The sequence below is a fragment of the Kitasatospora sp. NPDC050463 genome (assembly GCF_040655255.1).
Classification (GTDB): Bacteria; Actinomycetota; Actinomycetes; order Streptomycetales; family Streptomycetaceae; genus Kitasatospora.
Window position 1 is genome coordinate 1 of sequence record NZ_JBFAJO010000129.1, and the last position, 12,283, is coordinate 12,283.

11 protein-coding genes are annotated in these 12,283 nt (G+C 74.6%); 7 read left to right on the plus strand and 4 right to left on the minus strand.

Translation table 11 applies throughout. From position 1 onward, the window contains the following. Nucleotides 1-160: 160 nt before the first annotated feature. The gene (locus AB0J08_RS39155; protein WP_360644144.1) at nucleotides 161-1,828 is read left to right on the plus strand and encodes a SulP family inorganic anion transporter; all 1,668 of its coding nucleotides are present in this window, start codon (nucleotides 161-163) and stop codon (nucleotides 1,826-1,828) included. A gap of 262 nt (nucleotides 1,829-2,090) precedes the next feature. Further along, nucleotides 2,091-2,387 (plus strand): MTH1187 family thiamine-binding protein, encoded by a 297-nt coding sequence (locus AB0J08_RS39160; protein ID WP_360644147.1) that lies wholly within the window; start codon nucleotides 2,091-2,093, stop codon nucleotides 2,385-2,387. A gap of 55 nt (nucleotides 2,388-2,442) precedes the next feature. Here the strand turns inward: AB0J08_RS39160 and AB0J08_RS39165 are convergent, their stop codons facing one another. Next, the gene (locus tag AB0J08_RS39165; RefSeq protein ID WP_360644150.1) at nucleotides 2,443-2,922 is read right to left on the minus strand and encodes a DoxX family protein; all 480 of its coding nucleotides are present in this window, start codon (nucleotides 2,920-2,922) and stop codon (nucleotides 2,443-2,445) included. Nucleotides 2,923-3,168: 246 nt separating this feature from the next. Between AB0J08_RS39165 and AB0J08_RS39170 the strand changes: the two genes are divergently transcribed. The 4 genes from AB0J08_RS39170 to AB0J08_RS39185 all read left to right on the plus strand — a co-directional run bounded on the left by AB0J08_RS39170 (nucleotide 3,169) and on the right by AB0J08_RS39185 (nucleotide 8,946). Beyond that, on the plus strand, nucleotides 3,169-3,759 hold the full coding sequence (locus AB0J08_RS39170; protein WP_360644152.1) for a helix-turn-helix domain-containing protein: 591 nt from the start codon (nucleotides 3,169-3,171) through the stop codon (nucleotides 3,757-3,759). Between the two features lie 369 nt (nucleotides 3,760-4,128). Beyond that, nucleotides 4,129-5,481 carry an MFS transporter gene (locus AB0J08_RS39175; protein WP_360644155.1) on the plus strand — a complete coding sequence of 451 codons (1,353 nt, stop codon included), beginning with the start codon at nucleotides 4,129-4,131 and terminating at the stop codon, nucleotides 5,479-5,481. Beyond that, a complete protein-coding gene (locus tag AB0J08_RS39180) occupies nucleotides 5,478-6,239 on the plus strand; it encodes an SDR family oxidoreductase (protein ID WP_360644158.1) in 762 nt (253 codons plus the stop codon). The genes AB0J08_RS39175 and AB0J08_RS39180 overlap by 4 nt, the downstream gene beginning before the upstream one ends. A 421-nt stretch (nucleotides 6,240-6,660) precedes the next feature. After that, nucleotides 6,661-8,946, plus strand: coding sequence for a tetratricopeptide repeat protein (locus tag AB0J08_RS39185; protein WP_360644160.1), 2,286 nt, complete (start codon nucleotides 6,661-6,663; stop codon nucleotides 8,944-8,946). A 46-nt stretch (nucleotides 8,947-8,992) separates the two neighbouring features. On the opposite strand, the gene AB0J08_RS39190 is transcribed toward AB0J08_RS39185, so the two are convergent. Further along, on the minus strand, nucleotides 8,993-9,262 hold the full coding sequence (locus tag AB0J08_RS39190; RefSeq protein WP_360644163.1) for a helix-turn-helix transcriptional regulator: 270 nt from the start codon (nucleotides 9,260-9,262) through the stop codon (nucleotides 8,993-8,995). Between the two features lie 75 nt (nucleotides 9,263-9,337). On the opposite strand from AB0J08_RS39190, the gene map reads away from it, so the two are divergent. Further along, on the plus strand, nucleotides 9,338-10,105 hold the full coding sequence (map, locus tag AB0J08_RS39195; RefSeq protein WP_360644166.1) for a type I methionyl aminopeptidase: 768 nt from the start codon (nucleotides 9,338-9,340) through the stop codon (nucleotides 10,103-10,105). A 31-nt stretch (nucleotides 10,106-10,136) separates the two neighbouring features. Here map and AB0J08_RS39200 read toward each other — a convergent pair whose 3' ends face one another. After that, complete coding sequence (locus AB0J08_RS39200; RefSeq protein ID WP_360644168.1) at nucleotides 10,137-11,177, minus strand: hypothetical protein; 1,041 nt, start codon at nucleotides 11,175-11,177, stop codon at nucleotides 10,137-10,139. Beyond that, nucleotides 11,174-12,181, minus strand: coding sequence for an SPFH domain-containing protein (locus AB0J08_RS39205; RefSeq protein WP_360644171.1), 1,008 nt, complete (start codon nucleotides 12,179-12,181; stop codon nucleotides 11,174-11,176). The genes AB0J08_RS39200 and AB0J08_RS39205 overlap by 4 nt, the downstream gene beginning before the upstream one ends. Nucleotides 12,182-12,283: the final 102 nt, after the last annotated feature.

The following is a 12,283-nucleotide window of genomic DNA, read 5'->3' on the forward strand; positions in this document are numbered from 1 at the left end:
CGAAGGACCGGGCGGCCATTCCTTCGGAGCCACAAACGGCAACCACCCATCAGCCACACCCGGTCCTCCCGGACCGCCTCACATTCTTAGGGAACGCACCCATGCGCCGACCCGCCTGCCGTCCCCCCGCCCGCTCCTCCCGCACCTCGGGGGTGGCCCGATGAGCGCCCTGCCCGGTCGGCGCAAGAGCCCGCCGGGCCGGACCCGCAAGAGCGCCCCGCCGGGCCGATCCCGCCCGCGCGGTGCTCCGCTGCGCCGTGGTCCGGTCGGCGCGCTGCGCGCCGTGCCCTGGCGCTTCGACCTGCCCGCTTCGCTGGTGGTCTTCCTGGTCGCCCTGCCGCTCTGTGTCGGTGTGGCCGTCGCCTCCGGCGTTCCCGCCGAGCTCGGGCTGGTCACCGGGATCGTCGGCGGCCTCGTGGTCGGTGCGCTTCCCGGCAGCAGCCTCCAGGTCAGCGGGCCGGCCGCCGGGCTGACCGTCCTGGTCTACGAGGCCGTCCAGGAGTACGGCGTCGGTGCGCTGGGGGTCCTGGTGCTCGCCACCGGCCTGCTCCAGCTGGCCATGGGCGCCCTGCGCCTGGGGCGCTGGTTCCGCGCGATGTCCGCCTCCGTGGTCCACGGCATGCTGGCCGGCATCGGCCTGACCCTGCTCTTCGGCCAGCTCTACGCGCTCGCCGACCGCAAGGCGCCCGCGACCGGGCCCGAGAAGATCGCCGGACTGCCCACGCTGTTGCGCGACGCCGTCACCGGCGCGGCCGCACCGAGCGCGGTGGCCCTCGGCGCCGCCACCCTGCTGGTGCTGGCCTTCTGGAAGCACCTGCCGGCCAGGGTGGCCCGTGCGGTACCCGCGCCGCTGGCCGCCGTCGGCCTCGCGGCCGCGGTGACGGCCGCCGCCGACCTGCCGGTCGCCCGGATCCGGGTCTCCGGCCTGCTCGACGTGGTCCGGCTGCCCGAGCGCGACGCGCTCGGCGCACTGGCCGGTACGGCGGGCCTCGGCACCATCCTCGCCTTCACCCTGATCGCCTCCGCCGAGACGCTGTTCAGCGCCGCCGCCGTGGACCGGATGCACCACGGCCCGCGTACCGACTACGACCGCGAGCTGACCGCCCAGGGCATCGGCAACACGCTCTGCGGGCTGCTCGGGGCGCTCCCGATGACGGCGGTGATCGTCCGCAGCGCGGCCAACGTCCAGGCCGGCGCCCGGACGAAGGCCTCGCGCGTCCTGCACGGGCTCTGGCTGCTGCTCTTCACCGCGCTGTTGCCCGGCGTGCTCGGCCTGGTCCCGCTCACGGCGCTGGCCGCTGTGCTGGTGCACGCGGGCGCCAAGCTCGTCCCGGTCCGGCGGGTCGTCGGGCTCTGCCGCGAGCACCGGGGCGAGGCGGCGGTGCTCGCGGTGACGGCGGTGGCGATCATCACCACCGACCTGTTCGAAGGTGTGCTGATCGGGATCGGCCTGGCGGTGGTCAAGTCGGCCTGGCAGACCTCGCACCTGCAGATCGCGGTGGAGGAGCTGTCGGTGCCGGCCGGTCCGACGGCCGGTCCGACGGCCGGCCCGGTGATCGCACCGGTGGTCGGACCGCCGCCCGGCCCGGCGCTCGGTGGGGCACCGCTGCGGGTCCGGTTGAGCGGCAACGCGACCTTCCTGCGGCTGCCCCGCCTGTTGGACGCCCTGGAGCGGCTGCCGGCGGACCGCCCGGTCGAGCTTGACTGGTCGGGGCTGCGCCATCTGGACCACGCCTGCACGGTGGCGCTCAGCACCTGGGCCGACCAGCACCGTGCCCGCAGCTCGGCGCCGCTGGCGGTCGAACCGCCGCTGCCGACGGTCGCCTGACGGGGCGCCCGGGCTCCCGCGCCGTTCGGAGCGGCGGTCCGTCCGCCCGGGCGGCGCGCAGCCTCGCTGCGGTGGTTCGTCCGCAGCGGCGGTCCGTCTGCGGTGCTGGTCCGTCCGCGGCGGGGGCGTCACGAGCACCGGGGCGTCATCCGCGCCGTCCGTCCCGGGTTCGTCCGGTTCGGGCGGCTAGCCTGGTCGCGGCGTCGGGGTGCTCGACGGACCGGGCGCCGCGACAGCACCGGGCGAGAGGAGCAGCAGAGCCGTGATCGCAGCGTTTTCGGTCACCCCGTTGGGGGTCGGCGAGGAGGTGGGGGAGGCGGTCGCCGCCGCCGTCCGGGTGGTCCGCGCGAGCGGGCTGCCGAACCGCACCGACGCGATGTTCACCAGTGTCGAGGGGGAGTGGGACGAGGTGATGCCGGTGATCCGGGAGGCGATCGAGGCGGTGAAGGCCTACAGCGGGCGGGTCAGTACCGTCATCAAGATCGACGACCGGGCAGGGGTCACGAACGGGCTCACCACCAAGGTGGCCTCGGTGGAGCGCCACCTGGCCGAGGGCTGAGCGGGCCGGCCGGCCCTGCCCGCCGGCCCCTGCTGGGCGGCGGGCAGGGCTTCGGTCAGCGGGCCGGGGTGGGCCGGGCGCTCTGCTCGGTCCGGTCGGAGCCGTAGGCCCGGCCGGCGGTCCACCGGGGGAGCAGACGGTCCAGCGCGAACGGGCCGGAGCCGAGCGCCGCGATCGCGAGGAAGGCCCAGCAGAACAGGACCGAGGGCTCGCCGCCGTTCTGCAGCGGCAGCAGCGCGTGCTCCTGGTGGACGGTGAAGTACGCGTAGGCCATCGAGCCGGAGCAGAGCAGCGCGGCGGTCCGGGTGCCGAGGCCGGCCAGGACCAGCACGCCGCCGACGAGCTGGATCAGCGCGGCCCACCAGCCGGGCCACTGGCCGACCGGGACGGACCCGCCGCCCTTGGCGCCGCCGAGAACGCCGAACAGCGAGGCCGCGCCGTGGCAGGCGAAGAGCAGACCGACGACGACGCGAAAGGCCGTCAGGACGAGGGGGCGGGCGGCGTCGACCGCCTGTTGGGGAGTGGTAGCCGGCATGGGGACGTCTCCTTGTGGGGGAGGGACGGGGGGACGAGCGGCGGTAAGGGTACCCTTATCTGAGATCGATTGACAACACTCTGTCAAGTCGACCGTGTTCGAATTTGTTTACCGTCTGTTGTTCGTGGATCAACGGTCCGTTGCCGGTGCGGGCTTCAGGTGGGCGTGCCCGCTATGCGGTGCCCGGCGTGTCAGTTCTACGCATCTTTCTTGACCGATCGATCTGAATATGACTAGGGTTCAGGCATGGCACGGACCAAGGAATTCGATCCCGACACGGCGCTCCAGGCGGCCCTGGAGCTGTTCTGGCGGCGCGGCTACGAGGCCACCTCGATGGCGGAGCTGGTCGAGGAGCTCGGGATCGCCCGCGCCAGCATCTATGCGACCTTCGGCAGCAAGCGCGAGCTCTACCTGCGGGCGCTGGAGCGCTACGGCGAGCAGCACAATCCGGTGCTGCTGGCCGAGTTGTCGCAGCCCGGCCCGGTGCTGCCGGCCGTCCGCGGCCTGGTCCGCCGCTTCGCGAGGGAGGCCGGCGAGGACGGTGCGGACGGTCCCGGGCGCGGCTGCTTCGTGACCAACACCGCCGTCGAACTCGCTCCGCACGACCCGGACGCGGCCCGCCGGGTGGCGGCCAGCCTCGGTCACCTGGAGACGGTGCTGACGGGCGCGCTGGTCCGCGCCGAGGCGCAGGGGGAGCTGCCCGGGGGGCGCGACCCCCGGGCGCTGGCGCGGATGCTGCTGGTGCTGATGCAGGGCATGCGCGTGATCGGCAAGGCCGGTGACGGCACGGCCCGGCTGCGCGACGCCGCCGATCAGGCGCTCGCGCTGCTGGACTGAGGGTTCCCCGACCGAGTGTTGCGGGGCCGAGCGTTGCGGGACCGCGGACTGTGGGTCCGAGGGCTATCGGGCCGAGCGGTGCGGGTCCGAGGAGTGCCGGGCTGACGGCTGCTGGAGAGGGGACTGCCGCGGACTCGCGCGGTTGCTGCACTCTGCTGTCCCGATTCTGGATCGAACGGTAAATATAGTGAGGGGGATTCGATGACGTGGGGGGTTTCGACGTCCGGCCGGACGTCTTCGCGGGCGTCCGACCGGACGTCTTCAGGGGTGGCCGGCCATGGCGCCGCACGGGCGGCGTCGCGGACACCTCCGCCGACCTCGCCGCCGCCACCGCCGGGGCCGGGGCCGGGGTTCGCCCTGCTCGGCGCCGTGCAGACGACGCTGATCTTCATCATCATGATCCTCTCCGTCCCACTGCCCCTGGTGGCAAGGGAGTTCGGCCTCGGACCGACCGGCGTCCTGCTGCTCAGCGCCGCTTACGGACTCTCCTTCAGCTCACTGCTGCTGCTCGGTGGCAGGCTCGCCGACCGGCACGGCGGCCGCCGGATGCTGCGCGTGGGCCTCGTCCTGCTGGCCGCGGCCTCGGTCGCCGGCGCCCTCGCCCCCACCCTCCCGATCCTGCTCGTGGCGCGCTTCGCCCAGGGCGTCGGCGCGGCGGTCGCCGCCCCGGCGGCGGTCGCGGTGGTGCGGGTGCTCCATCCCCGATCCGCCGACTACGGACGGGCGATGGCCACCTGGGGCGGGCTCTCCGTGCTCGGTGCCACCGGCGGCAGTCTGCTCTCCGGGGCGGTCACCGCCTGGGTGTCCTGGCGGTGGCTCTTCGCCGTGCCGGTCCTGGTGGCGCTGGCCGGGCTCGTCCTCTCCGGTCGCCTGCTGCCCCCTGCCGATCCTGGTGCCACCGCGCCCGCGACGCTCGACCTGCGCGGCGCCGCGCTCGCCACCGTCGGTGTCTGCGCGGTCGGTTACGGCCTGGTCGCGTCCGGGGAGCGCGCCTGGAGCGAACCCGTGGTGCTGTTGCCACTCGCTCTCGGCGCCACCCTGCTGCCGGCCTTCGCGGCTGCCCAACGGCGCACCGCAGAGCCGCTGTTGCCGCCCGGCTTCCTCGCCGACCGCCGCCGGGCCAGTGCCCTGGCCGCCGTCATGGCGACCGCCGCGGCCACCGCGTTGACCTTCCTGGTGCTCCCGCTCTATCTCCAACAGCTGCGCGGCTGGGGCGTGCTGGCCACCTCGGCGGCCTTCCTCCCGTACGCGGCGGTGCTGCTCGCCGCCGGTCGGCTGGCCGGACCACTGACCGCTCGCTACGGTCCGGCCGCCGTCACCGCCGGTGGCCTGGCCGTGGCCGCCGGAGGCCTGGCGCTGCTGGCCGGCGTCGGTCCCGGCACCCCCTACGGCACCGGGCTGCTGCCCGGTCTGCTCCTGCTGCCCGCCGGGGCCGGTCCGGCCTTCGCCGGCTCGGCGGTCCTCGCCACCGGCGGTGTCCGGCCCGAGCGGACCGGACTCGCGGCGGGAGTCCTCAACACCGCGATGGAGCTCGGCCCCACCGTCGGTGTCGCCGCCCTGATGTCACTCGCCGCCACCCGCCCGACCGCTGTCGGCGGCTACGCCGTCGCCTTCGCCGCGGCCGCCGCGGGCCTCGCGCTGACCGCCGTGGCGGTCGTGTTCCTGGCCCGCCCCCGAACCGCACGACCCCCGTTCACCCACACCGAGGAGTACTCCGCATGACCACGCGTTTCGCCGACAAGTCCGTCCTGGTCACCGGCGGCGGCACCGGAATCGGCCGCGCCATCGCCCTCGCGTTCGCCCGTGAGGGAGCCCGGGTCGCGGTCGCCGGCCGCACCGAGAGCTCGCTGGCCGAAACGGTCCGGCTGATCGAGGAGGAGGGCGGCAAGGCCGTTGTCCTCGTGGGGGACGTCGCGGACGGCGCCGACGCCGCCCGGCTGGTCCGGGAGACCGTCGCCCGGCTCGGCGCCCTGGACATCGCCGTCAACAACGCCGGCATCCTGGGCGCGGTGGCGCCGATCGCGGACCTCACGGAGGAGGACTGGCGACGGGTCGTCGACACCAACCTGACCGGCACCTGGCTCGCCATGAAGCACGAGATCGCCCACATGCGCACCCAGGGCGGCGGCGCCATCGTCAACATCGCGTCCAACCTCGGCGTCCACATGCGCCTCGCGGGCCTCGGGGCCTACGCCGTCAGCAAGGCCGCCGTCAGCGCCCTCACCCGCAGCGCGGCCCGCGACCACATCGGCGACGGTGTGCGGATCAACTCCGTCAGCCCCGGGCCGGTGGACACCCCGATGTCCAGCCGCCCCGGCGAGAACGCGGCCGACAAGGCCGACCGGATGAAGGGCGACGTCCCCGTCGGCCGGGCCGGCGCCGTCGAGGAGATCGCGGCCGCCGTCCTCCACCTGACCTCCCCCGAATCCGCCTACACCGTCGGCGCCGACCTCGTCCTCGACGGCGGCATCACGGCCTGAGGCCTTCCCCGCCCATGAGCGGCCGGCCCGACTCCCGTCGGCCGGCCGCTCACCCGCCTCCGGGGCGGTACCGCCCCGGTGGCGGCTGCTCGCCTCACCGGCCGGACCGCACGGCGGCCCGGACCGGCCGGGCCGCTTTGCCATCGGCCCGCCCCGATGCGATCGTTGGGTGCGACCGGCCGCCGCGGAGCGGGCGACCGGGCTGGTCGTGCGGGCCACGAGGAGTGGCAGTAGAGGGGTGTGTCGACCGCCGGCGTCACGGCGGTGCGGCGGCGACCCGCGACCGGTTCCCGGGGAAGGGGCCGTCCGGTCGTCGAGGGGGCACCCGTCGAGGGGGCATTCGTCGAGGGGGCACGGAGGGTTGCACGACAACAGGGCGGAGGGGGAGCGCGCCGTCGCGGCGGGGAACGTTCGGGGCCTCGTGAGCACCGGGGACGGAGCCCGCATCGATCAGCGCATCTACGAACTGCCGGACTCCGCCCTACGGCCGCCCGACCTGGTCGACGCACCGCCGGGTGTGCACAACCTGCCGGCTCCGGACAGCCGCGTGTTCGAGGGCAGGGAAGGCGCCTTGGCCGAACTGGCGGGCGTGGCCCCGCCCGGTGGTGGTCCGGCCGCCCGGACCCTGTACGGCCAGGCCGGCGTGGGCAAGAGCACGCTCGCGCTGCGCTACGCCCACGCGCATCTGGAGGAGCACTCCCTCACCTGGTGGATCGCCGCCGCCGACATCACGGCCGGGCTCGCGGCCCTGACCCACCGTCTCAACCCCGCGTCCGCCGTGCCGGTCGGCGCCGAGCAGGCCGCGCAGTGGGCCGTCTCCTGGCTCCAGGGCCACCACGGATGGCTGCTCGTGTTCGACAACGTGGAGGACGTCGACGGTCTCCGTCTGCTCCTCGGCCAACTGACGACCGGGCGGATCCTTCTCACCACCCGCCGCGACCTCGGCCCGCACGCGCCCTCGGAACCCCTGCACCTCGACGTCCTCGACCGGGCGGTCTCGGTCAGGGTCCTCTCCGGAATCACCGGCCGGCAGGACGCGGCGGAGCTCGACGCCGCCGGATCGCTGGCGGCCGAGCTGGGCGACCTTCCGCTCGCGTTGCAGCAGGCGGGGGCGTACATCGTGCAGACGCGCAGCACGATCGCCGGGTACCTGGAGCGCCTGAACCGGGACCCCGCGCGCATGTACGACAGCGCTCCCGAGGGAGGGGATCCCGCACGCACCATCGCCCGCGTCTGGCGCCACACCCTGGCGGCCATCGAGCAGCGGAACCCCCACGCCGGCTTCTTCCTGCGGATGCTCGCCCACTTCGGGCCGGACGACCTCCCCCGGCACGTCCTCACCCCGGCGATGAAGGAGCCGGCCGACGTCGACGAGATGCTCGCCCTGCTCGCCGGGTACAGCCTCGTCGACCTGACGGACACGACCGTCGGGATGCACCGTCTGCTGCAGGCGGTGCTGCGCGGCAGCCCGGAGCCCGTTCCGGTCGTGATCGCCGCACCGGGGGAGAGCTCGGTCGGAGGGCGGTGGTGGCGTCCGAGGAGGCGCCGGCGGGCCGCCGGTGTCCGGGTGCACCTGGTCCCGGAGGCGATGGTGGCCGGGTCCCTGCTCGAACAGGCCCAGGCCGGTCTGGACACCCACGATCCGTCCGACTGGCCCGCCTGGCGCGCCCTCGTTCCGCACGCGGAAGCGCTGATGGCGCATTGTTCCCCGGAACACCACTACGTCCACCGCGAGTTGGTGTTCCGGATGGGTGGATACCTGGCCCTGCACGGGTTGGACGCGCGGGCGCTGCCCTTCGCGGAGGCGTCCCTGGAAGCTGCGGAGGCGGTCCTCGGGCCGCGACACCTGGACCTCGTCGGCCCGCTCAACTCGCTGGCCATCGTCTGTCGGAACCTCGGCCGGTACGACCGGGCCGATCAACTGATCAGCCGGGCCCTGAAGATCGCCGAGGCCGCGGACGACGTCGAACAGCTCGCCGCACTCGGGAATCTGGCCACCACCTACCGCAGCCTGGGCCGGAGCGAGGAAGCCCTTCCGCTCGCCGAGAAGGTCCTGGAGATCAGCCGACGGATGTCGGGGCGGAAAGGGCTGCTCGTCCAGTCCGTGTGCCTCAGCAATCTGGCCACGACCTACCAGGCGCTGGGAATGAGTGAGAAGTCCCTGGAGCTGGCCGAGCAGGCGCTCGACCTCAGCCGTCGGATCTCCGGAAAGGCCGCCCATCCGACGACCCTCACGAATCTCAACAACCTCGCCATCGCCTACCGGGGGATGGAGCGCCACGAGGATGCGGCCCGGGTGCTGCGGCAGTGTCTGGAGATCGGTGAAGAGATCTTCGAGCCGGACCACCCGACGGTCTCGATCACTCTGAGCAACCTCGCCACCGTCCTTCGCGACCTCGGCGGGATCGAGGAGGCCCTTCCGCTGGCCCGGCGTGCCGCGGAGGCGAGCGCCCGGACCGCCGGCGCCGATCACCCCACCACACTCATCAACCTCCACAACCTGGCGGTGATGCACCTGTCGGCCGGGAACGACGAGGAGGCGGTCCGGGTCGCGCTCGGTGCGCTGAGGGCGAGCGCCGCCAGGTTTGGGCCGGACCACCGGATGACCCGCAAGCTCCTGTCGTTCTTCGTCGACGCCACCGCGGCCGCGGAAGCCGACCGGGGGCAGGGCGGCGGACGGCCGGATACCGGGCCCGCGCCGGACTGAGGCTCGAAGCGCGCCGAGCGCCCCTGCCTCCGCCTGCCCGGGGGCCTCAGGCCGACAGCGCCTCGCCGTCCTCCGGGAGGGCGCAGGCGGCGGCAAGGGTGTCGAGCGAGAGGTCGAGGGCGTAGGCGAGCGCGGCGACCGTGAAGAAGGCCGGGGTGGGCGCGCGGCCGGTCTCGATCTTGCGGAGGGTCTCCGCGGAGATGCCCGCCACCGCCGCGATCTCGACCATGCTGCGCGTGCCGCGGGCCGCGCGGAGCAGTGCGCCGAAGCGCTCGCCGCGCTCGCGTTCCCAGGGGGTCAGCGGAGTCCTCACCATGTGCCGATCCTAGTCCTGCCCTGACCGTGATAGATATACCGGTATAAGAATTGGTCGAGGATCGAGGGGACAGCCATGGTGGAGCTCAAGTCGGACGCGGCGCTGGCGGCGATGCGGGAGGCCGGGCGGGTGGTGGCCGAGGCGCTGGCGGCCGTGCAGCGGACGGCCGGTGTGGGAGTGAGCCTGCTGGAACTGGACGAGGTGGCGCGCGGGGTGCTGCGCGGGGCGGGAGCGGTGTCGCCGTTCCTCGGGTACCGGCCGTCGTTCGCGCCGGTGCCGTTCCCGGCGGTGATCTGCGCCTCCGTCAACGACGCCGTGGTGCACGGCATCCCGGACGCGTACCGGCTGCGGGACGGCGACCTGGTCAGCATCGACTGCGGGGCCGTGCTGGACGGCTGGGCGGGCGACGCCGCCGTCAGCTTCACCGTCGGGGCGCCGCGCGCGGAGGACGACGCGCTGATCGACGCCACCCGGCGGGCACTGGCGGCCGGGATCGCCGCGGCCGTGGTCGGGAACCGGACCGGTGACATCGCGCACGCGATCGCCTCCGTCGCACGCGGAGCCCGCCGGGGGCTGCCGGAGGGATTCGGCGGGCACGGCATCGGCCGCCGGATGCACGAGGACCCGCACGTGCCCAACGAGGGCCGCCCGGGCCGCGGGTACCCGCTCAAGCCGGGGCTGGTGCTCGCCATCGAACCGATGCTGACGGCCGGTGGCCGGGACGACTACCTCACCGACGAGGACGGCTGGACCCTGCGCACCACCGACGGCAGCCGGGCCGCGCACTTCGAGCACACCGTGGCGATCACCGAGGACGGGCCGCGCATCCTGACCCTGCTGTAGCGGCCGGGGGCACCGGCGTGGTCGGCGCCGCTCAGCCGAGCAGCCGCAGGCGGGTCGCGGCCACGCCCAGCCGGATGCTCTGCCCCCAGGTCAGCTCCAGCGCGTCCGTCTCGATGCCGTCGCCGAAGGCGACCAGCCGGTCCGACTCGACGGTGAGCACCAGCTGTCGGCCGGCGTCGAGCACCCCGTGCACCTGGCTGGTGCCGGTCGCGGGGGAGGGCCAGGCCTCGCGGACGAACCAGGCGAGCGCGGGTGCGGCGGCCTCGGGGAGGGCCAGTGGGCCACCGCGCTCCAGCCACGCGGAGCGGCACCAGCCGGTGGCACCCGTACCGGTGCCGACCAGCACGCCGGAGGACGCCTGCGGCTCGGCCGGGGCGGCGTGCGCCCGGCCGGACGCCCCACTCCGGCCCGACGCCCCACTCCGCCCGGCCGAGCCCAGCCCGCCCGAGCCCAGCCCGCCCGAGCCCAGGCCGTCCGTGCTCCGACCGGGCGCGCGCTCCGGGGCACCGTCCGGCGCGCCGGCCACCGCCAGCCGGTACCGCGCGGTCTGGTGCCCGGGCTGTCCGACGTACACCTCGTTGAGGGCCAGCAGTCGCTGGGTGTCGTCCGCGACCGCCTCGACCATGGTGCGCTCCTCCAGGTGCCGCGCGCCGCTGCGCGCGACGGCGGCCGGCAGCAGGGCGGGCAGCACGTCGGCCCGGTGGCGGACCAGGACGCCGGGGTTGCGCCCGGGGTCGGCGTCGACGCCGATCACCGGCTGGCCGTCCAGGTACTTGGCGACGTTGGCGACCAGCCCGTCCTGGCCGACCACGACCACCACGTCCTCGGGTTCGAACAGGAAGCGCGGCAGGTCCGCCCGCTCGACCCGGGTGCGCCGCCACTCCAGCGGTACGGCGGCGGCCGCCCGGGCGAGCGCGTCGGCCTGTCGGCGGTGGCGCTCCTCGACCTCGGCCACCGACCGGCCCCGGGCGGACAGGAAGAACGCGGCCTGGCCGGGTGTGCCGTGGTGGGCCAGGAGTTCCTCGTACTCGGTGCGGCGGTGTACCAGGACGGCCCGGGGCGCCAGGGTCACTGCTCACCCGCGGTGCCGGAGAGCCTGCTGAGCAGCCCGGTGAGCAGATCCGGGGTGACGGTGACGTTCTCGATCCGGGGCAGGTGCTCGGCCAGCCGCATCAGGGCGAGCGCCCGCAGCACGGCCGGGTCGGCCTGCTGGTGGGCGGTCAGCCAGGCGGCCTCGGCCTCGGCGCGGGCCTGGCCGAGGGCGCGGGCGGCTTCCGCCTCGGCGGTGGCGAGCCTGGTGCGGCGCTCGGCCTCGGCCTCGGCGCGGACCCTGTCGGCGACGGCCTCGTCCTCGGCCTGGAGGCGCCGGTTGGCGCCCTGCTGGGTGAGCAGCTGCTTCTCGCGGCGAGCCAGTTCGATCCGGTTGGCGAGTTCGTTCTCGGCGATGCCGCGCTCGTGCTCGACGGCGACGGCGCGCCGCTCGAAGGTGGCCCGGTCGGCCTCCTGCTGGACGAGTTCGCGGGCGGGGGTGCGCAGCGCGCGCTCCACCTCCGGCTCGGGGCGCAGCGCGACCACCCGGACGGCGATCACGGCGAGTCCGGTCTCGGTGATGCGCGGTTCGGCGGCGAGCCCGTCGGCCATCCGGTCGCGGACGGCGCTGACGCCGTCGGCCAGTGCGGCGGCGAGCGGGGTGCGGGCGAGCAGGCCGAGGGCGTGTTGCTGGGCGGTCTCGGTGAGCAGGGTGGCGAGCTGGTCGAGCGGGGCGGCGCGCCAGGCGCCGCTGTCGGGGTCGATGCCGAAGTCGACCCGGGCGGCGGCGACGGCGGGTTCGGTGATCCGGTAGGTCAGGGTGGCCTGGACGGTGACGTCCTGGAAGTCGGAGGTGCGGGCATGGAACAGCATGGCCAGCTCGCGGTCGTCCACCGGCACCTCGGAGAGGGCGGCGGTGAGCGGCCGGAACCAGAAGGCCAGGCCGGCGCCGTCGTGGACGACCTCACCCCGGTTCAGATGGCGGATGTGGGCGGTCGGGACGGCGCGCAGATGGCGCAGTCCGAAGCGCTTGGTGATGTCGGCCATGGGTGGCTCCCTAAGAATGTGAGGCGGTCCGGGAGGACCGGGTGTGGCTGATGGGTGGTTGCCGTTTGTGGCTCCGAAGGAATGGCCGCCCGGTCCTTCGGG

Coding starts and splice junctions, on each gene's coding strand:
- AB0J08_RS39155 (WP_360644144.1), top strand. CDS start 161: ATGAGCGCCCTGCCCGGTCGGCGCAAGAGCCCGCCGGGCCGGACCCGC.
- AB0J08_RS39165 (WP_360644150.1), bottom strand. CDS start 2,922: ATGCCGGCTACCACTCCCCAACAGGCGGTCGACGCCGCCCGCCCCCTC.
- AB0J08_RS39170 (WP_360644152.1), top strand. CDS start 3,169: ATGGCACGGACCAAGGAATTCGATCCCGACACGGCGCTCCAGGCGGCC.
- AB0J08_RS39180 (WP_360644158.1), top strand. CDS start 5,478: ATGACCACGCGTTTCGCCGACAAGTCCGTCCTGGTCACCGGCGGCGGC.
- AB0J08_RS39190 (WP_360644163.1), bottom strand. CDS start 9,262: ATGGTGAGGACTCCGCTGACCCCCTGGGAACGCGAGCGCGGCGAGCGC.
- map (WP_360644166.1), top strand. CDS start 9,338: ATGGTGGAGCTCAAGTCGGACGCGGCGCTGGCGGCGATGCGGGAGGCC.
- AB0J08_RS39205 (WP_360644171.1), bottom strand. CDS start 12,181: ATGGCCGACATCACCAAGCGCTTCGGACTGCGCCATCTGCGCGCCGTC.